The organism is Ochrobactrum teleogrylli (genome assembly GCF_037482325.1).
In the GTDB taxonomy this organism is placed as follows: Bacteria; Pseudomonadota; Alphaproteobacteria; order Rhizobiales; family Rhizobiaceae; genus Brucella; species Brucella teleogrylli.
The window spans coordinates 1,229,289-1,251,800 of sequence record NZ_JBBHKQ010000001.1; the positions used below are offsets into that span (position 1 = coordinate 1,229,289).

Consider the following 22,512-nt stretch of genomic DNA (forward strand, 5'->3'; position numbering starts at 1 on the left):
TAATCGCCATTTGGCGTTGCACGCACAGCGCATAAAAAAGGCGAAGCCGAAACTTCGCCCTTTGTTTCACGCATCATACGGAGACGGTCGCGACCGATCACAGCGTGTTCTTCTGCATGCGGCCATCCTTCATGATGACCGCCAGACTTTCGGCAGGCTTTTCCAGCGCGTGGATATCTTCAAGCGGGTTGGTGTTCACAACAAGCAGATCCGCTAGCGCGTCCTTTTCAATCACGCCCAGCTTGCCCGGATAAGGATTACGCAGGTTGGAAAGGGTCAGAAGTTCCGCATTGCCGGACGTCGCCATGCGCAGCGCCTCGGCGTTCGAATACCACTGGCTGAGATGGGTGAGCATGAAGCTCTGCCGCGGAGCCAGTTGGGGTGAAAACAGAATATCTGAACCCCATGCGGTCTTGACCCCGTGCTTGCGGATCAGTTCATACATACGGGGCGTTGCGGCGAACAATTGCTGGGCTCTTTCAGCAGAAGGGCCGGTCAGTGTGCCGGTATCGTCCATGCTGAGAAAGGGCTGCGTGCTGAGCCAGACATTCTTGTCGACAAACATTCGCGCGGTTTCATCGTCCATCAGATGCGCATGTTCAATACAGCCTACACCGACATTCAGCGAGCGCTGCACGGTGTGCGGTGCATAGGCATGCACCGTCATATAGGTGTTCCAGTCGCGCGCCACGTCATTGGCGGCGCGTATCTCGTTTTCGTCGAAAGTGGACATATCGAGTGGGCTGCGCGGGGTTGAAACACCGCCGCCGCCGACCAGCTTCACCTGCGACGCGCCTTGCATCAACTGCTCACGGACCCGCATCTTGAGGCTGCCCGCATCGTCCACGATGGCCGCGCCGCCGATCTTTTCACCGAGGCTAAGTTCGTTGCCGCCACGCGGAACCTCGAAAGGCATTCTAAGGTCGCCGTGTCCGCCCGTCGTGGTGATCATCGCGCCGGATGGGTAAATACGAGGCCCCGGAATAATGCCGTTATCAATCGCCTGTTTGAAAGTGAACACCGGCCCGCCCATGTCGCGAACCGTCGTAAAGCCACGCTCCAGCGTGCGCTCAGCCTCCGCCGTCGATGAGGCGAATATGCCCGCAGGATCGCCGGTCAACAGCACATTCAAAGGCACGGCAGCATATAAAGTGTGCCAGTGCGCGTCGATCAGACCGGGCATCAGAACACGACCGCCGCAATTCACCACCGTGGCGCCTTCGGGCGGCGCGCTGTTTGTCGTGTCCACGGCGACGATCTTGTTGCCTTCGACGAGAATCTGGACATCGGCGCGCAGGCTGTCCGACTTGCCGTCAAACAGGCTGACCTGCCGGAACAAGGTCTTGGCTGATGGACCGGTCGTCTGGGCGTGGAGTTTCTTCGGGGTGGCCGCCGCGATGGCGGTTGCTCCCAGCCCGGCAAGGAAGGAGCGGCGTGAAAAACTGTCCAACCGGCGGGAGACCTGTTGCAAGGCCGGGCTGAAACAGGAGCAGCCGGAGCCATGGACGAAGGATTGATATTTTTGTCCCAGCCGAAACATAACGGTTCCTCCTCTGTTACCGGAATGGTAATTTACAATAGAATTGAACGCTATGCGGATGCTGGAAATTCTATGAAAATAAGTATTGTAGAGTCAATACTTATGAATATTCCTGCATTTTATTCTTGTAATCGCGTCAATGCAAATTTGCGTCTGTTTCCGTTAGAAGTGGCTCGTCATTCGACATCAGCGCGGCGATCCACGCAGCGGAAGGGGCCGCTGCGCAATAGACGATGACGGCGATCAGGATCGGAACGCCGATGAACGCGCCAGCAATGCCCCACATGAAACTCCAAAAGAACACCGCGAATATGACCGCGAAGGGCGAGATCGACAGCGATGCACCGGCCAGCCGGGGTTCAAGATAACTGCCGATCACGAACTGGATGACATTGAGGCTGAGAAACACCACCAGGGCAAATTGCCAGGAGTCGAACTGGACGATGGCGAACAGTGTTGGCAAGGTCGTCGCAAAGAGCGGCCCCAGCACCGGAATATAGTTGAAGGAAAAGGCGATTGCGCCCCAGGCGGTCGCCAGTTCCAGACCTGCACCCAGCGCAAACAACCAGACAATCAGGCCAGTGAGAACGCTGGCAAATGTGCGCACCAGCATATAGCGCCGCAGCTTGGCGCCGATGATGCGGTTGCAGAGCAGGATGGTCTTGCCATAGGGCTGGGCGCGGGGGGAGGTGAGGCGCTTGTTGAAGTCGTCCACTTCCAAAAGGCCCAGCATGAGGAAGATGAAGACGAGAAGCAGGAAGCCGGCAAAGCTGTTCAGCCGTCCCGCCATGCCCTGCATGAAACGAACCGCCCACAGAACATCGAAACGGTCAGCCAATGGCCCGACGAGCGCAATGCCATGCTCCTCAAGCCAGCCGGTCCAGCTGAGATAAATGGCCTGCAAGCGATCAGCGTTGATGAAGAACCATTGTCCGAGTTTGCTGACGCCCCAGACCAGCGATGATCCGACGACGATCATCACGGCCATGGAGACCACCAGCGTTATCAGCAGGGCAAGGCCGCGCGGCATATAGCGCTGCAGAACAGACTGGCACGGCCAGACCATGGCGATGATGAACAGCGAAAAGACGAGCGGCGCGAAAACCGACTGCGCCACATACATCAGGGCAAGGACCAGTATGGCTGGTACGATGGCACCGAACGTCCACGTGCCTCCCGTCATTCGCACGAAACCTCGCCTAGTAGTCCACGGCGTCGCGAATGATGGGGCAGGTCATGCAATGGCCGCCGCCACGACCGCGCCCAAGTTCCGCGCCGGTGATGGTGATGACCTCAATGCCCTGTTTGCGTAGCAGCGTATTGGCATAGGTGTTGCGGTCATAGGCAAAGACGACGCCGGGCGAGGCGCAGACGAGATTTGCGCCGCTATCCCATTGGGTGCGCTCGCGCATGTAATCATTGCCGCCGGTTTCGACGACGCGCATCTTCTTCAGGCCCAGCGCATCGCGCACCGTATCGACGAAGCTGCCCTTGTCCTTGTGCAGTTCCACGCCACCCTTTCCATCCGGCCGATAGGAAAAGGCATCGATCCCGTCGACAATGTCTGGATAAATCAGCACGCAATCGCGGTCGGCGAAGGTGAAAACCGTATCGAGATGCATGGCAGCGCGCAGTTTTGGCATAGCGGCGACGATGACACGTTCGGCTCCACCCTTGGCGAACAGGGCTTGCGCGACCTGACTGATCGCCTGCCTGGAGGTGCGCTCGCTCATGCCGATCAGCACATTGCCCTTGCCGATGGGCATCACATCGCCCCCTTCCAGGGTGGCGAGGCCCCAATCCTTTGTCGGGTCGCCCCACCAGACATTTACCTTGCCCGCAAAGTCGGGATGGAACTTGTAGATCGAAGACGTCAGGATCGTTTCTTCATGGCGCGCTGGCCAATAGAGCGAGTTCAGCGTCACGCCGCCATAAATCCAGCAGGTGGTGTCGCGGGTATAGAGAGTATTGGGCAGCGGCGGCAGCAGATATTCATTGGCCCCGGCGGCATCGCGGATCAGCGCCAGTTGTTCGCCGCCGATATCCTCCGGAAATTCCGTCGTGGACAGGCCGCCGATCAGCGTTTCAGCAAGCTCGCGGTTTGACAGGCCTTCGAGATAGGAACGCACTTCATCGATCAGCCCAAGCCCGATCTGGTTGGGCACGATCTGATGATCGAGAATCCAAGCCTTGGCTTCCGGCACAGCCAGCGTCTCGGCGAGGAGATTATGCATTTCCAGAACTTCGATGCCGCGGTCGCGCATCTTGGTCATGAAGTCGAAATGGTCGCGCTTGGCGTTATCGACCCACATGACATCATCGAACAACAGGTCGTCGCAATTGCTGGGCGTCAGGCGCTGGTGCGCGCGTCCCGGTGCGCAGACAAGCACCTTGCGCAATTGACCGACTTCAGAATGTACACCAAGCGGAGTGTCGTTTGTCATGGTGCTTGAATCTCCCTACGCGTGATTATTCGCCGAACATTCAATGGGTGATGAGGCCGGTCAGCAGACCGTAGAAACCGATCAAACCGGCAATCACGGTGATGGCAAAGATGACCAGTTCCACCGTGGTGAAAAGTTGCACCTTCTGTTCACGCCTTGCCCAGAAATAAAGGATCGTGCCGGGCACGAAGAGCACGGCCACCAGCAGCACATATTTCAGCCCGGCGGCGATGAACATGAAGATGGTGTAGATGGCGGCAATCCAGGCAAAAACCTGATCTCGCCCGCGTCCGCGCGCATCGGCCTCATAACCTTCGCCGCGACGGGTCACCAAAATGCCGTAGCCCGCCACAAGCAGATAAGGCAAAAGCGACGTCACGCTCGTCATGTCGAGCATGAAGTTGAAGGCGTCCCGTGACCAGTAGGTCGAGATGACGAACAGCGAGACGACGATATTGGTCAGCCACAATGCATTGGCCGGAACCCGGTTGTTGTTTTGCGCCGCGAACAGTTTCGGCATGTCGTCCGATTTTGCGGCGGCAAACAAAACTTCGGCGCAGATCAGCGACCATGCAAGATAGGCGCCGAGAACGGAAACCAGCACGCCGATGGAAATGAACACCGCGCCCCAATGGCCAGCCACCACTTCGAGAACGCTGGCGAGCGAAGGTTGCTGAACGGCAGCGATTGCCGATTGCGGCATCACAGCATAGGGCAGCAGCGTGACTGCAACCATCAGGCCCAGCACGCCGACAAAGCCGAGAATGGTTGCCGTGCCCACATCGGAGCGCTTCTTGGCGAAGCGGGAATAAACGCTGGCGCCTTCGATGCCGATAAACACGAAGACCGTGATCAGCATCGTGTCTCGCACCTGCGCGATCAGCGGCTTGGCAGGCATGTCCGGGCCGCCGAAGAAGTTTTCGGCAAACTGATCGTAATTGAATGCGAAGATCAAAATGAGAATGAAGACGATGATCGGCACGATCTTGGCCACGGTGACGACCGTGTTGATGAAAGTCGCCTGTTCCACACCACGCAGGATCATCATGTGAAACGACCAGATACCGATCAGCGAGACGACGATGGCGGGCACGCTGCTGCCATCGCCGAAGATATCGGGAAAGAAGCGTCCGAGCGTGGAGCCGATCAGCACCCAGTAAAACACGTTGCCGAGGCAACTGCCGAGCCAATAGCCGAAAGCCGAAAGGAACCCCATATAGTTTCCGAAACCGGCTTTGGCATAGGCAAAGACGCCGGAGTCGATATCGGGTTTCTTCTCGGCCAGCACCTGAAAGACGCGCGCCAGCATATACATGCCGGTGCCAGCGATCAGCCAGGCGATGATTGCCCCAAAGGGACCTGTGGCCGCGCCAAAACGACCGGGCAGGTTGAAGATACCTGCGCCGACCATCGATCCCACAACCATGGCGGTGAGCGCGAGAAGCGGAAGTTTCTGATTGTCGCCTGACGCCATAGTCCCCTCTCATTACAAAACGAATAAGAATAGATACGAAAGCAGTTCTGGGCAGAATATCGGGTCGTCTGATCTAGATCGGTTTCACTGAGGTTTGAAACCTTGCAAACACTCTAGTTTTTGGTGTTCAACTACATCTTATCCGATAGCCGCCAGTCACTTTTCACGATGCGCTCTGTACGACAGTTGGCTAAGATGCTCCCTCTGTATAGGTGGCTCCGAAGCTAATGCATGTCAAATGATAAGTAAACGGGCAAGATGACTGTAGCAGTTGCCAATAAGGCATATGTTTCAATTCGATACAGTCAGATTTATATATGCATAGGCGCGAAAAAGGGTTCGTCAAGACCAGTATCCAGAAATAAGTTTTCCAGAACGGATCTCCGAATCTGCGGGATGGGAACCGGTTAGCGGCGCTCAACCATTTGCGATTTGGCGATGACCTTCACGACCCAGTCGGCAAAAACGCGCAGCCGGTTGCTGAGATGCCGGTTGGGCGGGTAAACCAGATAGATCGGCATCGGGTCGATCTCCCAGTCTTCGAGAACGGGCCGCAAGGTGCCTTTTTCCAGATCGTCCCGGACCATGAACAAAGGCGCCTGCGCGACCCCCAGACCGGCGCGTACCGCCGCTAGATAGGTGGTCGCTTCATTGGCGGCCACGACATAGCGCCCGTTGACTTCGATTTCCTCGGTGCCACGCCTGAACTGAAATGGCATTTGCTGCCCTGTGGACGGACGGAAATAGCCGACCGCATAGGTGCCGTTGGCAAGATCCGACGGGTGCCGCGGCGTGGAACAGCGATCCAGATATTCGGCGGAAGCGCAGGCGATGGAATGCATGTCGCCGATCCGTCGGGCGATCAGCGACTGGTCGGTCAATTCGCCAATCCGAATGGCGCAATCCACATTTTCCGCCACGTAATCGACCGGGCGATCCGATACGCCGAGATCGATCTGGATATCGGGATAGCGCTGGTGAAACTCGATCAGGGCTGGAATGACGATCAGATTGGCGACGGCGCTTGCCATTTCCACACGCAGGCGGCCTTTGGGCAAGGTCTGTGCGCTGGACAGGCTGCCGTCGAGTTCCTGCAGATCGGCCAGCAATCGCGCCGCGCGCTCATAGTAAAGTGCGCCGTCCGGTGTTACGAGAACACGACGGGTGGTGCGATTGAGGAGTTTTGCGCCCAGATGGGCTTCCAATCCCTGAATGAGATTGCTGATGGTTGCCTTGGGCATGCCGAGTGACGCGGAGGCGCGCGTAAAGTTTCCGGTTTCGACAACCCGGAGAAAGGCGCGCATGGCCGAAAGTTGGTCCATTGATCAATAACCGTCATTGTTCGAGATTTTGGATAGTGTAACCAATCTAGGGGGACTATTCCAGATAATAGACAATGCTAATATCTGACCATGGCGGTTTGCCGCTAGACATGAAAGCTAAGAAAGATGTGCGAGAAGTTTACGGTTGAAACAATGCAGGCTGGCAATTGCACCTGCACGGCACGCATTTATCGCGGCGCCAAATTGCTTTCACCGCCGCCTGTGGTGCTGCATCTCCATGGTGGGGCTTTCTCGACAGATTGTCCAGATACCTGCGAGGGTGTTGCCGAAGCTCTTGCCGATGCGGGAGCAGTGGTGGTCTCGCCGGAATATTCGTCGGCCTGTCTCAACCCGTTCCCGGCGGCGCTTGAGGTGGCCTATGCCATTCTGACTTCGATGCGTGCGCGTTGCCCGGAATTTGCACACAAGAAGTCGATGCTGTTCGTCGCCGGTGAAGAGGCGGGCGGTAATATCGCAGCCGGTTTGGCGCTTATGGCGCGAGATCAGAATCTGACGGATCTCAAAGGTCAGATATTGCTTTCGCCGATGCTCGACCCGTGCCTTGCGACGGCGTCTTTCCGCAAATACTGCCCGGAAAGTGCGGTGCAGGCCATGTCGGATGGCTGGCAGCATTATCTGGGTCAATGCGGAGGGTTTACCCACCCCTACGCTGCGCCTGCGCTGTGTACGCGTCTTGCCGGTCTGGTGCCGACACTGCTCGTTACCAGTGCCGAATGTCCGATGCGCGACGAGACCCAGGCCTATGCAGAGCGGCTGCGTCAGGCAGGCGTCAAGGTTCAGTCCCATGTCCTGCCGGGTCAGGCTGGCTGGATACCGGAAAGTAACGTGGCGGACCGTGAGTGGTCGCCACAGAAAGAAGCTCTTGTCGGCCTGTTTTCGGATTTCTTCCAGCGGGCCGGTGCGAAAGCAATAGCAGCATAACGTCAGTTCGAAAGTCCTCCCAAGCTTTCATTTGACGATCAGAATGTAGCCGGCTCTGACCGGCAAGGAGATACAACATGACGTCGATCATTGGACGCCGGGCCCTGTGGGGCGCCGGCCTGAGTATCCTATTGTCTGCAGCTGGCGGTGGCGCCATTCTTTTTGGCGTTCCGCATCTGAAGGCGGATGCGGCGACGGATATTTCCGCGCCGCCGCCTGCCGTGCCGGTTTCGGTTGCCAAGGCGGAATCGCGCCGCATCTCGACCTGGGAAGAGTTTTCGGGTCGCCTTGAGGCAATCGAGCGCGTCGAAATTCGCCCTCGTGTCGGCGGAGCCATCCTGAAAGCGCATTTCCGTGAGGGCGCGCTGGTCAAACAGGGCGACTTGCTGGTCACCATTGATCCGGAGCCCTATGCGGCAGAGGTTGAAAAAGCCAGGGCGCAGGTTTCCGCCGAGGAAGCGCGTGTCGCGCTGGCCAAGACGGAACTGGATCGCGGTCGCCAGCTTGTAACCTCACGTACGCTCGCCCAGAGCGGTCTGGACCAGCGGTCAAGCGCCTTTGACGAAGCGCAGGCAAGCTTGCGGTCGGCCAAGGCGGCGTTGCGTTCGGCTGAACTCGATCTTCAATATACGGAAGTACGCGCACCAATTTCCGGTCGCGTCGGGCGGCTGGAGGTGACAGCCGGTAATCTGGTTGCCGCAAGTTCCGCTTCGCCGGTGCTGACCACGCTCGTTTCGGTCGATCCGATCTATGCAAGCTTCAGCGCCAATGAAGAGGTTGTCACCAAGGCGCTCGCCAAGCTTGCCGCATCGCCGGGCGGCAACGCCATCGAACGTATTCCCGTTCAGATCGGGACAGCTGCCGATGATGGCACGCCGATTTCCGGCCATATCCAGCTGATCAACAATGAAGTGGATGCCACCACGGGCACGATCCGCGTGCGCGCATCCATCGACAATCCGGATGGCAAGCTCATTCCCGGCCAGTTTGTGCGCATTCGCTTTGGCGAACCGGAACCGGGTGAAAAGCTGGTGGTGAGCGACCGCGCCATTGCCTCCGATCAGGACAAGAAATTCGTCTTCGTCGTGGGTGCGGACAACAAGGTTGAATACCGGCAGGTGGTGCTCGGTCGCAATTATGACGGCTTGCGCATTGTCGAAAGCGGCCTGAAGGCTGGCGAGAACATCGTCGTCAACGGCCTGCAGCGTATTCGTCCGGGCGTGGTCGTCGCACCACAACCCGTAACCGAAACCCTTGCCAAGAATTAACTGAAACGGCGCGTCTGACGACGCGCGCTAAACGCAAAAGCTCAGCCTATTCAATCCGCGAGAACGCATGTTTTCGCGGAACGGGAGAGTTTTCGCTCATCCGCCTAAAGGGGGATAAACAGATGAACTTCTCACGCTTCTTCGTAGACCGACCAGTCTTCGCTGGCGTTCTGTCGGTTCTGATCTTCGTGGCCGGTCTGATCGGCATGACAGGTCTGCCGATTTCGGAATATCCGGAAGTGGTGCCGCCGCAAATCGTGGTCCGCGCGCAATATCCGGGTGCCAATCCCGCCGTGATTTCCGAAACTGTCGCGACACCGCTGGAAGAACAGATCAACGGTGTTGAAGGCATGCTCTATATGCAGAGCCAGGCGACAGCCGACGGTGTCATGACATTGACCGTCACCTTCGCGCTTGGCACCGATCCCGATCAGGCGCAGCAGCTGGTGCAGAACCGCATCTCGCAGGCTGAGCCGCGCCTGCCGGAAGAGGTGCGGACCCTTGGCGTCACCACCGCCAAAAGCTCGCCCGACCTGACGCTGGTGGTTCACCTCATCTCGCCCGATGGCCGGTATGACGTGAATTATCTGCGCAACTATGCCGTTTTGAACGTCAAGGATCGTATCGCCCGTATTCCGGGTGTCGGTCAGGTGCAGATATTCGGCGGCGGCGACTATTCCATGCGCGTGTGGATTGATCCGCAAAAGGCGGCCGAGCGCGGACTGTCGGCCAGCGATATCGCAAACGCAATCCGGCAGCAAAACGTGCAGGCCGCCGCTGGCGTGATCGGTGCTTCGCCGTCTGTTTCCGGCCTTGATCTCCAGCTTTCCGTCAACGCGCAAGGCCGCCTTCAGACACCCGAAGATTTCGCCAATATCGTCGTGAAATCGGGCAATGAAGGCGAAATCACCCGCCTCGGCGACGTTGCGCGTGTCGAGATGGGCGCCGCCGATTATTCGTTGCGCTCGCTGCTCGACAACAAGCAGGCGGTTGGTATGGGCGTGTTTCAGGCGCCGGGTTCCAACGCGCTGCAAATTTCGGAAAATGTTCACGCGGCCATGGCCGATCTGAAGAAGACCATGCCGGAAGGCGTGGATTTCGACATCGTCTATGATACGACCCAGTTCGTGAAGGCCTCGATTGAATCCGTCATTCACACCCTGCTGGAAGCCATCGTTCTGGTGGTGATCGTGGTCATCCTGTTTTTGCAGACATGGCGCGCGTCGATCATTCCACTGGTTGCGGTCCCCGTTTCCATCGTGGGTACGTTTGCGGTCATGTATGTGTTCGGCTTCTCCATCAACGCGCTCAGCCTGTTCGGTCTGGTGCTGGCCATCGGTATCGTCGTCGATGACGCCATCGTGGTGGTTGAAAATGTCGAACGCAACATTGAACAGGGACTGTCGCCCGTCGAAGCGACCTATCGCGCCATGCAGGAAGTGTCCGGCCCGATCATCGCGATTGCGCTGGTGCTGGTTGCGGTGTTTGTGCCACTGGCTTTCATTGCCGGCCTTACCGGCCAGTTCTATCGCCAGTTTGCGCTGACCATCGCCATCTCGACGGTGATCTCGGCCTTCAACTCGCTGACCTTGTCGCCTGCTTTGGCGGCGCTGCTGCTGCGTGGCCATGATGCGCCGAAGGATCGTCTGACCCGCATCATGGACAAGGCGTTCGGCTGGTTCTTCCGTGGTTTCAACCGCTTCTTCGGTGCAAGCTCGAATGCCTATGGTCGCGGCGTGGGCGCAATTCTCTCGCGCAAGTCGCTGGTGATGGGCCTTTATGTCGTGTTGCTCGGCGTCACCTTCGTTCTGTTCCGCGCGGTGCCCGGCGGCTTCGTTCCGGCACAGGACAAGCAATATCTGATCGGCTTCGCGCAATTGCCGGACGCGGCCACGCTCGACCGTTCGGAAGATGTCATCCGCCGCATGACGGATATCGCGCTTAACCAGCCGGGCGTTGCCAATGCCATTGCCTTCCCGGGCCTTTCGATCAATGGTTTCACCAACTCGTCGAATTCCGGCATTGTCTTCGTCACGCTGAAGCCGTTCGAGGAACGCAAGACGCCCGACCTGTCGGCGGGCGCTATCACCATGCAGCTGAACCAGAAGTTCGGCTCCATTCAAGATGCGTTCATTGCCATGTTCCCGCCGCCGCCCGTGCAGGGTCTGGGAACCACCGGGGGCTTCAAGCTGCAGCTTGAAGATCGCAACGGTCTTGGCTTCCGCGCGCTGGACGATGCCACCAAGGCGTTTCTCGCCAAGGCCTATCAGACACCTGAACTGGCCGGTCTCTATTCGAGCTACCAGATCAACGTGCCGCAGCTTTATGCCGATCTGGATCGTGTGAAGGCGCGCCAGCTGGGTGTGGCGGTGACTGATGTGTTTGAAACCCTGCAGATCTATCTGGGTTCGCTCTATGTCAACGACTTCAACGCGTTCGGACGCACCTACAGCGTGCGCATTCAGGCCGATGCGAATTATCGCAGCCATGCCGAAGATATCGGCAAGCTGAAGGTTCGTTCGCAGTCGGGCGAAATGATCCCGCTGTCGGCGCTGATGAAAGTGGAGCAGACCGTGGGTGCGGAACGCGCCATCCGGTATAACGGCTTCCTGTCTGCCGATATCAACGGCAATCCGGCCCCCGGCTTCTCGTCCGGTCAGGCGCAGGCGGCCATCGAGCGGATTGCGCAGGAAACCTTGCCTGCGGGCATCGCCTTCGAGTGGACCGATCTGACCTACCAGCAGATTCTGGCTGGCAATTCAGGCTTCCTCGTCTTCCCGCTGGCGCTGCTGCTCGTCTATCTGGTGCTGGCCGCGCAATATGAAAGCCTTGCTCTGCCCCTGTCTATTATCATGATTGTTCCAATGGGTATCATGGCTGCGCTCACCGGCGTCTGGCTGACGGGAGGCGACAACAATGTCTTCACCCAGATTGGCTTGATAGTCCTTGTGGGGCTATCGGCGAAGAACGCGATCCTGATCGTGGAATTTGCCCGCGAGCTGGAGCTTTCCGGTCGAAGTGTGGTGCAGGCCGCCGTCGAGGCCAGCCGGTTGCGTCTGCGCCCGATCCTGATGACCTCCATGGCCTTCATCATGGGTGTGGTGCCGCTGGTCACATCCACGGGTGCCGGTGCGGAAATGCGCTCCGCAATGGGTATCGCGGTCTTCGCGGGCATGATCGGCGTAACGGCCTTCGGCATCTTCATGACGCCGGTATTTTATGTGCTGATCCGAAAGCTGAGCGGCGAACGCCCGCTCAAGCATTCGGGGGCAAAGATCGAAGCACCGCATCTGGTGCCGGGCGAGTGATCACAGCCGACAGAAAGATAAAAGGGCCGGAGCAATCCGGCCCTTTTCATATGGGTTATTGATTATCGCTGAAGGCGTGGATGATCGCGTCTTTCGAGCTGCCATTGGCGATAAGCGCCGCCAGCAGAATGCGCGCCTGACCGGGACGAAGTGTGCGGGCAGGGATCGCCCCTGCCGCCGCAAGATCGTATCCGCCGCCACCACCGCCATAGCTTGGCGTCAACAAACCTTCCGGGACGCGGCTCGATACCACGACTGGGATGCCTCTTTCGGTGCAAAGCTTGACGGCTTCGACAATTGCCGGCGTCGCATTGCCGGAGCCAAGTGCCGCCAGAACGATGCCACGCGCGCCTGCTGCAACACTGGCCGCGACATGGGTGGCATCGCAGCCGGGATAAATGGCAACCGTATCGACGCGGCTATCATCAAGCGGTGACGGCAGCTTCACATCCGGCAGCGCAGCTAGCATGCGTGTTGGATGAAACGCATCAGCACTGTCGCTGCTGGCCTTATAAACACCCCATGCAGGCAGAACCCGCCCGCCAAAAGCGATCAGCACGCCGCGCGCGGCATTGGCCGGATCAGTGGCCTGCCTGACCGCATCAGCCAGATTGGCAGGGCCATCGGCATGGGGACTATCCGCTGTAAACTGCGCACCGGTAAAGATAACCGGCTTTGCAAGCCGGTGCTGAAGCTGCACCAAAAGCGCGGTTTCCTCCATGGAGTCGGTGCCATGCAGGACGACAACGCCGTTGATGTCGGGGTTCTCCAGCGCTTCGCCGACTGCATTGCTGATATGCTGCATGTCGGCCAGCGTGAGCAGCGAGGAATCCTTCTCCATCAGGTTGATGGGGCGCAGATCGGCCTTGAGATCCGGCAATAGCGCAAGTAGGTCTCCGCCGGATAAGGTCGGCGTGCTCGCGCCATTTTCACCGCGTTTGCTTGCAATGGTGCCCCCGGTGGCGATGACCGCCACCACAGGCTTGATCGGCGATGTGTTCACGTTTCTCTCGCTTGCTGCAGGCTCGAAACCTAGCAATAAAATGGCGCCTGAAATGACCAGAGCTGTCAGAAAAGACGCGAAGAACGGGGTGGTCGCCCCGTTCCCTCTTTTTTGATGAGTGGCTCGACGCAGCGGGTCGCCAATTACGCGTCCCGGCATTTCAGCGCTTGATGAATTTGGTCCATCCACCATGCTCCTGCGTCGAAAAGTTTCGAAAATGAACCACATTTCCTTCGCCTCTATCCTCGTAAAGCGGATAGCCTCTCACCACTCCCATCCAATTAACAGTCCCTGAAACTAGGTACCAGCGTCTATAGCACGCTCGGCGGCAAGTCTATGGATACGGTCGCGCATCAGATACCATCCGATGATGAGGACGGGGATGATGATCAGCAGCGAGGCGATGGTCATGGTTCCAACCGGATAATCGAACGCCATCAGCACCAGCACGCCAAGCAGGAAAGCAAGCGTCAGGATACCCGTATAGGGCGCGCCGAACATCTTGAAATCAGGCCGTTCGATTTCGCCGCGCCGCGCCAGATACCAGAGCTTCAGCTGGCAGAGAACGATGACGCCCCATGCGGTGATGATGCCGAGTGCGGAGAGATTGAGCGCAATCTCGAAGGCGTCCGAAGGCACGATGGCATTGAGAACGACGCCTATCACTGTCACGACGGCGGTGACCGCGATGCCGATAAAGGGAACGCCGTTCTTGTTCATCTTGGCGAGTGCGGCAGGCGCGGAGCCCGAAACAGCCATGGAGTGCAGAATGCGGCCTGTCGAATAGAGACCAGCATTGAGCGATGAGAGAACCGCCGTCAGTACCACGAGGTTCATGATGATATCCGCACCTTCGAAGCCGATCTTGCTGAAGAAGGTGACGAACGGGCTTTCACCGGCGGAATAGGCCGTATAGGGCAGCAGCAGCGAAAGCAGCAGAACCGAACCGACATAGAAGACGAGCAGGCGGAAGACCACGGTGCGGATTGCGCCGGGCATCACCTTGCGCGGGTCTTCGGTTTCGCCAGCCGTTGTGCCGATCAGTTCGATGGAGGCATAAGCGAAGACGACGCCCTGTATGATCACGAAGGCCGGTAATATGCCGTTCGGAAAGAAGCCGCCGCTATCGGAAATGATGCTGAAACCAGCGGCATGGCCGTCAATCGGCGTGCCAGAAACCACGAAATAAATGCCGACCGCCAGGAATATGACCAGCGACAGCACCTTGACGACACTGAACCAGAATTCCATCTCGCCGAAGACTTTCACCGACATCATGTTCATCGCAAGCACGATGAACAGGGCAGCCAGCGCAAACATCCACTGGTCGACCCCTTGCAGCCAGGGAACATAGTGCTTGAAGAAATTCATATAGAGCGCAACTGCAGTGACATCGGCCACCGAGGTCATCGCCCAGTTCATCCAGTACATCCAGCCAGCCGCAAAGGCCAGTTTCTCGCCGTAGAACTCGCGGGCATAGGAGACGAACGACCCCGAACTTGGCCGATGCATGATCAACTCGCCCAACGCGCGTAAAACCAGAAAGGCAAAGAAGCCGCAGAGCGCATAGATGAAAATAAGCGAAGGCCCAGCCTCTGCGAGCCGACCACCAGCACCAAGGAATAGCCCGGTTCCGATCGCTCCCCCAATCGCGATCATCTGAATCTGCCGAGGCTTCAGCGCCTTGTGGTAGCCGGTGTCTTCCTCAATGAATAATTCACGTTCTGCCGGACTGGCATTAACGGCTTCAATCGACATTGCATCTCCCTGTGCGTGCGTTTCGACAGGACCATTCGCGGCATGAAACGCCACCTATAGGGCATGCTGCGGGTCATCAAATGCGAGAAGGGTGATATTCCACCCAATTTGAAGGGTAATCTGTAAAGCTGTATGACAGGTAATAGGCGCTATTACGCACACTGAAACTGACGCGTCAACCCTCTCAGGAGCACCCTTGCCGACCCGGCTAGGGGTGCGGTGTTTGTTGGAACAATGAATATCTTTTTGAAAAGAATACGTTAGCTTTCAGCTTTGTCGAAAATTGTTCCGGTGACAATTATCCACAGGCTCGCATAAAAATGAACCCGGTGTCTGATTGCAACCGACGCTGGCGTTTAAGCGGCGCTGTTTCCCGTGATGGCATTCACCGCAGTTTTGACCTTGCTCAGATGCGCTTCCATGGCAGCGCGGGCGTCGGCTTCCGAACCGGCTGCGATGGCGTCGACGATCCGGCGGTGTTCGATATTGGAGGCTTCGCGGCGACCTGCCATGAGATTGATGAGCTCGGATTGCTGGATGAGCGCATTGCGCGCATCGGCGACGATCTTGGCGAAAAGCGTATTGCCGGAGGCAACGGCTATGGCGCTGTGAAACTCGGAATCGAGCAGCTCCCACTTATGTGGATCGGTCTGCCGGTCAAGCCTGTCGCAAAGACCCAGCAGATGGGCGAGCTGCTCTTCGCTACGACGAAGAGCAGCCCAGCCCGCCGCCGGAATTTCGATAAACGGGCGCGCTTCAATCAGGTCGCGCGCGGAATAGCCATCATAGCTCAGTTCCGCTGCGGGCGTTGCGTTCAATACATAGGTGCCGCTGCCAGTGCGGGTTTGGGTGAGGCCGAGCGTTTGTAGCGAGCGGAGAGCCTCGCGCACGATGGGACGGCTGACACCGAACCTGTCCGCCAGTCGCGCTTCCGAGGGGAGGCGCGTGCCGACCTGAAGGCGACCGGATATGATCGCCGACCGTATGTCGTCGAACACGACTTCGGCGGCGTTCTTCCGGTTGACCGGATGTGTTTCCGATAGCCAGTCGGCCAATTCGCTCATACCCAGCCTCCATTCATTGTCATGCAACTGTCAAGCCGCTGTCAGTTGCATGACAATTCACCTGCTAGGCAATTTGCGAGGCATTTTCAATCCCGACGGGCGAAACGCGCGGCTGCGAGCGATGCGGCAAAGGCGATGGCCAGCATGGCGAAGGTGAATTCTGTCACCGCGCTCCAGCCACCGGCGATCCAGAAGATACCGCCTGCGGAACCTGCAATGCTGGAGCCGAGATAATAGGCCAAGAGGTAAAGCGAAGACGCGTGACCCTTGGTATGAAGCGCCAGCCTTCCGACCAGAGCGCTGGCGACCGAGTGGCTGACGAAGAAGCCGACGGTCAGGAACACGATGCCGGTGATGATGGCAGGCAAAGGTGCAAACAGGGTCAGCAACACGCCAGTCGCTTCAAGACCGAGGCCGATGGGGAGAACGATGAAGTGCCCAAGCCTGTCGCCCATGCGACCCGCGATCCAGGATGCGGCAATGCCGAAAAGATAGACCGAGAAAATGGCGCCGAGTGCCGTCTGGCTCAGACTGTAAGGTGCGGCGACTAGACGGAAACCGATATAGTTATAGATCGTCACGAATGATCCCATGACGAGGAAGCCGATGGCGAACAGCAGCGGCAGGGCCGGATTGCGAATATGGCCAACCCAGGCGCTAAGGTGAAACCGCGCATTCAGTCCCGGACGCGGGGTGAAATTCTGCGAAGCGGGCAGAAGCATCAGAAAGCCGATGGCTGCGGCAAGGCCGAGCAGCCCCATGCCCGCAAGGCCAACGCGCCAGGAGAAGAATTCAGCCAGCGTTCCCGTGATGACACGGCCCGCCATGCCGCCAAAGGCGTTGCCGGCGATATAGAGGCCCATGGATGCACCAAGGCCGCGCGGGTCGATTTCTTCGGCAAGATAGGTCATGGCGACCGCCGGGACGCCGCCCAGCAGCAGGCCCTGCAAGGCGCGCAGTGCCAAAAGCATGTGCCAGTCCGGAACCAGTGCAGCGGCGATGGTGCAAAGCGCGGAGCCGAGCAGGGAGGCGAACATCAGCGAGCGGCGGCCAAAACGTTCGGAAACGATGGCCGCAAAGAAAATCGCAAAGGCGAGAAAACCGGTTGAAACGGAAAGCGACAGCGAGCTTGCCGCAGGCGTGATGTTGAAATCATGCGCGAAGAGCGGCATCAAAGGCTGCACGCAATAGAGAAGCGAGAAGGTTGCAAAGCCTGACAGGAAGAGCGCGACACTGGCATTGCGAAACGCGGGCGTACCCTTGACCAGATAATGCTTTTCTTCCGGTGCCGCTCCGGATGGTGTCGGCGCGGTGACCAGCTTGAGTGTGCTGTCTGCTGTTCTGACGCTATCGAGACTGCGTTCTTGGACGCGGGACATGACTTTGCCTTTTCAAAACCTCCCGAGCCTTGATCTAGTCAAAAGCACATCATTTGTCTAATATATGGAACAGACGATTGTGATATGTTTTGGATATACCGATGGAACTGCGTCACCTCAGATATTTTATGGCCGTCGCCGGTGAGGGCAATTTCACACGGGCAGCGGCCAATCTCGGTATCGGTCAGCCGCCTTTGAGCCAGCAGATCCGCGATCTGGAAAACGAAATCGGTGTGGCGCTTTTTCACCGCGTTCCCCACGGGGCTGAGCTGACGGCGGCGGGCACGGCCTTTCTTGAGGAAGCGAAGGCTGCTGTCGCTGCCGCGGAAAAAGCCAAGCTTGCCGCGCAAAGTGCGGCGCGCGGCGAGACCGGGCGTCTGGCTTTGGGCTTCACCGCGTCGTCCGCCTTTAATCCGGTAGTCAGTGGCACGATCCGGCAGTTTCGCGCCCGCTGGCCGGAGGTGCGGCTGACGCTCACCGAGATGAATACCAGCCTCCTGATGGAAAGGCTTGTGCGCGGCGAGGTCGATGCGGCATTCATTCGACCCGGTCTGGAAAACCCGAAGGATGTACGGATGAAGCGCCTGGCCGATGAGCCGATGCTGATCGCCTTGCCGAGCCATCATCCGCTGGCGACCCATGAGATATTGCCGGTTTCGGCGCTGGCGAACGAAGCTTTTGTGATGTTTCCGCGCATTGTCGGCCTTAGTCTTTATGACGATGTGGTTGCGGCCTGCCGCGACGCTGGTTTTGAAATGATCGTCGCGCAGGAGGCACCGCAAATGCCATCGGTCGTCAATCTGGTGGCCGCCGATCTGGGCGTTTCCATCGTGCCGACCGCTATAGCGCAGATCAGGCTTGCGGGAGTGACCTACCGACCGATTGAAGGCGAACCACTTTCCGCGCGTCTGGCGCTCGCCTCGATGAAGAGCAATCACTCCCCGTTGATCGACAATCTGATGAGCCTTTTGCCCAATCTGTGACGACCTTGGGCTATTAAGTTGACAAAAACGATCACAAATCGGTTGATCGCGCCGGATAAAGAGAAAATAAACGCCGCACTATTCAAAAACTTGCTAACAGGCGTTAGGGAGGGCGCGTGTCCAAGCCTCTTTGAACGCCGCCCCAAAAGTGTAAGCCGAGAATTTCGATGAACAGTTTGCTGAAGCGCTTTGCTGCTTATTATGAACCGCACAAGGGCTTGTTTGCGCTTGATTTCTCAAGCGCCGTTCTTGCAGGACTGCTTGAGCTGGCCTTTCCGGTTGCGGTGACGCTGTTCATCGATCGCCTGCTACCGACCAATCAGCTGGGGCTGATCGCGCTCGCCGTTGCCGGGCTGTTGCTGATCTATATTCTCAATGCCGGTTTGCAGGTCGTCGTGACCTATTGGGGTCATATGCTGGGCATCAAGATCGAAACCGAGATGCGGCGCAAGGCCTTCGATCATCTGCAAAAGCTGTCGTTTCGTTTCTTCGACAATCAGAAGACCGGGCATCTGGTTGCCAAGCTGACCAAGGATCTGGAAGAGATCGGCGAAGTGGCGCATCACGGCCCCGAAGACCTGTTCATCGCCATCATGACGCTGATCGGCGCCTTTGTTCTGATGCTCTGGATTCATGTGCCGCTGGCGCTGATTACGGCGCTGGTTGTGCCGCTAACGGCGTTTGTGAATATCCGCTATGGCAGCCGGATGACCTCGAACTGGCACGCGCTTTATGGCCGCGTTGGCGAGTTCAATGCGCGGATTGAGGAAAATGTCGGCGGCATTCGCGTCGTGCAGGCCTTCACCAATGAGGACCACGAACGCAAGCTGTTTGCCGAGAGCAACCGCAACTATCTGACGACCAAATTGCGGGCCTACAAGATCATGGCGGCTTCCATGTCGCTGTCCTATCTTTCGATGCGCTTTGTGCAGATCATCGTCATGCTCGCGGGCGCATGGTTTGTCGTGCGCGGCCAGTTGACGGAAGGCGGTTTCGTCGGCTTCCTGCTGCTCATCGGTGTGTTCTTCCGACCCATTGAAAAGATCAATTCGATCATCGAAAGCTATCCGAAGGGCATTGCCGGGTTCCAGCGCTATTCGGCCTTTCTCGATACGGAGCCGGATATTGCCGACAGGCCGGACGCCATGTCCGTGCAGCGGTTGCATGGCGGCATTGAGTATAAAGACGTCAGCTTCGGTTACCGGTCGGAAAAGCCGCTGCTGGCCCATCTGACCCTGTCGATCCGGGCGGGCGAAACGGTGGCCTTCGTCGGTTCATCCGGCGCAGGCAAGACGACGATCTGCTCGCTTCTGCCGCGCTTTTATGAAGTGACCGACGGCGCGATCAGCATCGATGGCACCGATATTCGCGACATGACGCTGAAATCGCTGCGGTCCAATATCGGCATTGTCAGCCAGGATGTGTTCCTGTTTGCCGGAACGATCCGCGACAATATCGCTTATGGCAGGCTGGAGGCTTCGGAGGAAGAAATCCTCGAAGCGGCGCGGCGCGCCCGTCTCGACGGCGTGATTGCCGCCTTGCCCGCCGGGCTGGACACGGTTGTGGGCGAACGCGGCGTCAAGCTTTCGGGCGGCCAGAAACAGCGTTTGGCGATTGCGCGCATCTTCCTGAAAAACCCGCCGATCCTGATCCTCGATGAAGCGACTTCGGCATTGGATACCGAAACCGAACGGGCGATCCAGCAGTCGCTTGCCGATCTTTCGGAAGGCCGCACCACGCTGGTCATCGCGCACCGGCTTGCAACCATCGTCAATGCGGATCGCATTGTCGTGGTGGAGGAAGGCCGCATCATCGAGCAGGGTATTCATGACGAGCTGGTGACCCGCTCGGGCGGGCGCTATCAGCAGCTTCATGCGGCGCAGGCCAATTGATCATTAGGCGGCGAATTATTCCGCTGCCTGTTTAACGCAACTGCGATTTTATCAAAATATCCTGTTCCAGCAGGCCCATTTCGGCGGCATAATCGTTCATCGTATCGGCAGGGAGACCGACATGGATGTAACGATTATAACGGGCGCGTCGGACGGTATCGGTGCCGAAACCGCGCGCCAGATAGCGCAACGTGATCGCGCCGGGGCCGCTCTTGTGCTGGCGGCGCGCAATGTCGAAAAGCTCGAAAAACTTGCAACCGAATTGCGGCAGCAGGGCAGCACCGTGCTTGTGGTGCCGACCGATGTTACCGACCGCGATGCCTGCATTGTGCTGATCGAAAAGACGGCATCGGCTTTTGGCCGGATCGACACGCTGATCGTCAATGCGGGTATGTCGGCCCATGCCAATTTCGCGGAAATCAAATCGGAAGATCTGCAATGGATGCATGATCTGATGGAGTTGAACTATTTTGGCAGCGTCTGGCCGATCCATGCGGCGCTGCCTCATCTGGCAAAAACCAGAGGGCGCATTGCGGTGGTCTCTTCCGTCGCGGGATTGATCGGTGTGCCGGGACGCTCGGCCTATAGCGGCACGAAATTCGCGCTCTCCGGTTTTTGTGAAGCGCTCCGCTCGGAATTGGAGCCAAGCGGCATTTCCGTGACGATTGTTTATCCAGGCGTTGTGAAAACCGATATTCGCAAGGTCGGCTATGACGCCAGCGGCGAGGCGCTTGGAACCAGTGGCGTGCGCGAAGACGACATGATGTCGGTGGAAGAAGCGGTGCGTCTGATGCTGAATGGTTTGCAGATGCGCAAACGCGAGGTGTTGATGACCCGGCAGATGCGTCTGGGGCGCTGGCTGAAGCTGATCGCGCCGCGCGTGGTGGACCGCATGGCGCTCAAAGCGCTGAAGCCCGAATTCCGCCCGAAGCCGATCAAACCCGCGCAATAAAAGCTGGCCATTCCGGTTGCGGATTGACCATTTCATCTGTCTGTACTGAATATACCGGCTTCGAATCTGGCCGGAAGGAAGCAACTTGCGATGTTTTCCTGCGGCAGCAGATGCATGCTGACAGGTGAACTATGCCAACCGACGACCGTAAGAAAAGCCGGGTTACGCTTCTTGACGTGGCGCGCCATGCGAATGTTTCGCGGGCCACGGCATCGCTTGTCATCCGCAAGAGCCCGCTTGTCGGCGCGGCAACGCGGGAGAAGGTCGAGAGGGCGCTGCAAGAACTCGGCTACGTCTATAATATGGGCGCGGCGAGCTTGCGCGCCGACCGGTCCAACACGGTTGGCGTGATCGTTCCGACACTGGGCAATCCGTTTTATGGCGAGCTTCTGGCGGGCATCGACCGCGTGGTGGGCGAGGCCGGCATGGTCGTTCTTTTGGCCAACAGTCATGAAAATTTCGCCAATCAGAACACGCTGATGCAGCGCATGCGCGAGCATGGCGTCGATGGCGTGATCGTGTCGCTGACGGCTGGAACCGAACCCGGCTTCATCGAGCAGATTGTCGATTGGGGCCTGCCAGCCGTTCAGGTGCTGCGCCACGTAACCGACCGGATTGACTATGCCGGGGTCGATTATGCAGGCGGCATGCGACAGGCGGTCAATCACCTGTCCGGGTTGGGGCACAAGACCATCGCCTTTGCGGTGCACGGGCCGGTGCATTCCGCCTATCGCGAACGCGTCGAGGGTTTTCGCGAGGCCATGCTGGAAAAGGGGCTGGACCCGGAACTGATCGTGCATCTGCCCAGCACCATGCCGGAAATTGCCCGGGCCGCGCCGCTGCTGTTTCAGCAGGAACCGGAACCAACGGCGGCGATCTGCTTTAACGATGTGATAGCGCTCGGTCTCTCCGCCGGGCTTTATGATTGCGGGCGGAAAATCGGCGAAGATTTTTCGTTGATCGGCTTTGACGATGTCAGCAATGCCGAGGCGACACGCCCGCGCCTGAGTTCAGTCGCGACGCGTCCGGTTACGGTTGGCGAAAACGCGGCCAGAATGCTGCTTTCACGGCTTGCCGAACCGGAAAAACCGGCAGAGCGGATCGTCAGCGAGACCTATTTGCAGGTTCGCCAGTCCTGTGGACGCCCCGTGGGCTGACGGTAAATTTGATCGTCTCATCCGAA

General features: G+C 58.2%; 16 protein-coding genes. 7 read left to right on the forward strand and 9 right to left on the reverse strand.

From position 1 onward, the window contains the following. Positions 1 to 97 precede the first annotated feature (97 nt). The 5 genes from WIX40_RS05690 to WIX40_RS05710 all read right to left on the reverse strand — a co-directional run bounded on the left by WIX40_RS05690 (position 98) and on the right by WIX40_RS05710 (position 6,780). A complete protein-coding gene (locus WIX40_RS05690) occupies positions 98 to 1,540 on the reverse strand; it encodes a metal-dependent hydrolase family protein (RefSeq protein ID WP_339439114.1) in 1,443 nt (480 codons plus the stop codon). A 136-nt stretch (positions 1,541 to 1,676) separates the two neighbouring features. Then, complete coding sequence (locus WIX40_RS05695) at positions 1,677 to 2,723, reverse strand: AI-2E family transporter (RefSeq protein WP_339439116.1); 1,047 nt, start codon at positions 2,721 to 2,723, stop codon at positions 1,677 to 1,679. Between the two features lie 16 nt (positions 2,724 to 2,739). Continuing rightward, entirely contained in the window at positions 2,740 to 3,984 is a 1,245-nt protein-coding gene (gene arcA / locus WIX40_RS05700) for an arginine deiminase (RefSeq protein ID WP_109366884.1), read from the reverse strand. Between the two features lie 40 nt (positions 3,985 to 4,024). Next, the gene (locus tag WIX40_RS05705; RefSeq protein WP_339439118.1) at positions 4,025 to 5,458 is read right to left on the reverse strand and encodes a basic amino acid/polyamine antiporter; all 1,434 of its coding nucleotides are present in this window, start codon (positions 5,456 to 5,458) and stop codon (positions 4,025 to 4,027) included. Between the two features lie 407 nt (positions 5,459 to 5,865). Then, positions 5,866 to 6,780 carry a LysR family transcriptional regulator gene (locus WIX40_RS05710; protein WP_109366886.1) on the reverse strand — a complete coding sequence of 305 codons (915 nt, stop codon included), beginning with the start codon at positions 6,778 to 6,780 and terminating at the stop codon, positions 5,866 to 5,868. Between the two features lie 126 nt (positions 6,781 to 6,906). Here WIX40_RS05710 and WIX40_RS05715 point away from each other — a divergent pair, with 126 nt between their 5' ends. From WIX40_RS05715 to WIX40_RS05725, 3 genes are all read left to right on the forward strand, one after another. Further along, positions 6,907 to 7,722 (forward strand): alpha/beta hydrolase, encoded by an 816-nt coding sequence (locus tag WIX40_RS05715; RefSeq protein ID WP_339439121.1) that lies wholly within the window; start codon positions 6,907 to 6,909, stop codon positions 7,720 to 7,722. 77 nt (positions 7,723 to 7,799) lie between these two features. After that, complete coding sequence (locus WIX40_RS05720; protein ID WP_339439123.1) at positions 7,800 to 8,990, forward strand: efflux RND transporter periplasmic adaptor subunit; 1,191 nt, start codon at positions 7,800 to 7,802, stop codon at positions 8,988 to 8,990. A 122-nt stretch (positions 8,991 to 9,112) separates the two neighbouring features. Beyond that, complete coding sequence (locus WIX40_RS05725) at positions 9,113 to 12,298, forward strand: efflux RND transporter permease subunit (RefSeq protein ID WP_339439125.1); 3,186 nt, start codon at positions 9,113 to 9,115, stop codon at positions 12,296 to 12,298. Positions 12,299 to 12,353: 55 nt separating this feature from the next. Here the strand turns inward: WIX40_RS05725 and WIX40_RS05730 are convergent, their stop codons facing one another. The 4 genes from WIX40_RS05730 to WIX40_RS05745 form a co-directional block, all read right to left on the reverse strand. Continuing rightward, positions 12,354 to 13,301: an asparaginase gene (locus WIX40_RS05730; protein WP_140024671.1), complete on the reverse strand. Its 948-nt coding sequence runs from the start codon at positions 13,299 to 13,301 to the stop codon at positions 12,354 to 12,356. Between the two features lie 297 nt (positions 13,302 to 13,598). After that, the gene (locus tag WIX40_RS05735; protein ID WP_339439128.1) at positions 13,599 to 15,059 is read right to left on the reverse strand and encodes an amino acid permease; all 1,461 of its coding nucleotides are present in this window, start codon (positions 15,057 to 15,059) and stop codon (positions 13,599 to 13,601) included. A 356-nt stretch (positions 15,060 to 15,415) separates the two neighbouring features. After that, on the reverse strand, positions 15,416 to 16,123 hold the full coding sequence (locus WIX40_RS05740) for a FadR/GntR family transcriptional regulator (RefSeq protein ID WP_109366892.1): 708 nt from the start codon (positions 16,121 to 16,123) through the stop codon (positions 15,416 to 15,418). Between the two features lie 86 nt (positions 16,124 to 16,209). Then, complete coding sequence (locus tag WIX40_RS05745; protein ID WP_339439130.1) at positions 16,210 to 17,502, reverse strand: MFS transporter; 1,293 nt, start codon at positions 17,500 to 17,502, stop codon at positions 16,210 to 16,212. A gap of 101 nt (positions 17,503 to 17,603) precedes the next feature. Between WIX40_RS05745 and WIX40_RS05750 the strand changes: the two genes are divergently transcribed. From WIX40_RS05750 to WIX40_RS05765, 4 genes are all read left to right on the forward strand, one after another. Beyond that, positions 17,604 to 18,485 carry a LysR family transcriptional regulator gene (locus WIX40_RS05750; protein WP_339439132.1) on the forward strand — a complete coding sequence of 294 codons (882 nt, stop codon included), beginning with the start codon at positions 17,604 to 17,606 and terminating at the stop codon, positions 18,483 to 18,485. Between the two features lie 167 nt (positions 18,486 to 18,652). Further along, the gene (locus tag WIX40_RS05755; protein WP_140024676.1) at positions 18,653 to 20,377 is read left to right on the forward strand and encodes an ABC transporter ATP-binding protein; all 1,725 of its coding nucleotides are present in this window, start codon (positions 18,653 to 18,655) and stop codon (positions 20,375 to 20,377) included. Between the two features lie 121 nt (positions 20,378 to 20,498). Beyond that, positions 20,499 to 21,329 carry an SDR family oxidoreductase gene (locus WIX40_RS05760; protein WP_339439136.1) on the forward strand — a complete coding sequence of 277 codons (831 nt, stop codon included), beginning with the start codon at positions 20,499 to 20,501 and terminating at the stop codon, positions 21,327 to 21,329. A gap of 131 nt (positions 21,330 to 21,460) precedes the next feature. Beyond that, entirely contained in the window at positions 21,461 to 22,486 is a 1,026-nt protein-coding gene (locus WIX40_RS05765) for a LacI family DNA-binding transcriptional regulator (RefSeq protein WP_121538452.1), read from the forward strand. Positions 22,487 to 22,512 lie beyond the last annotated feature (26 nt).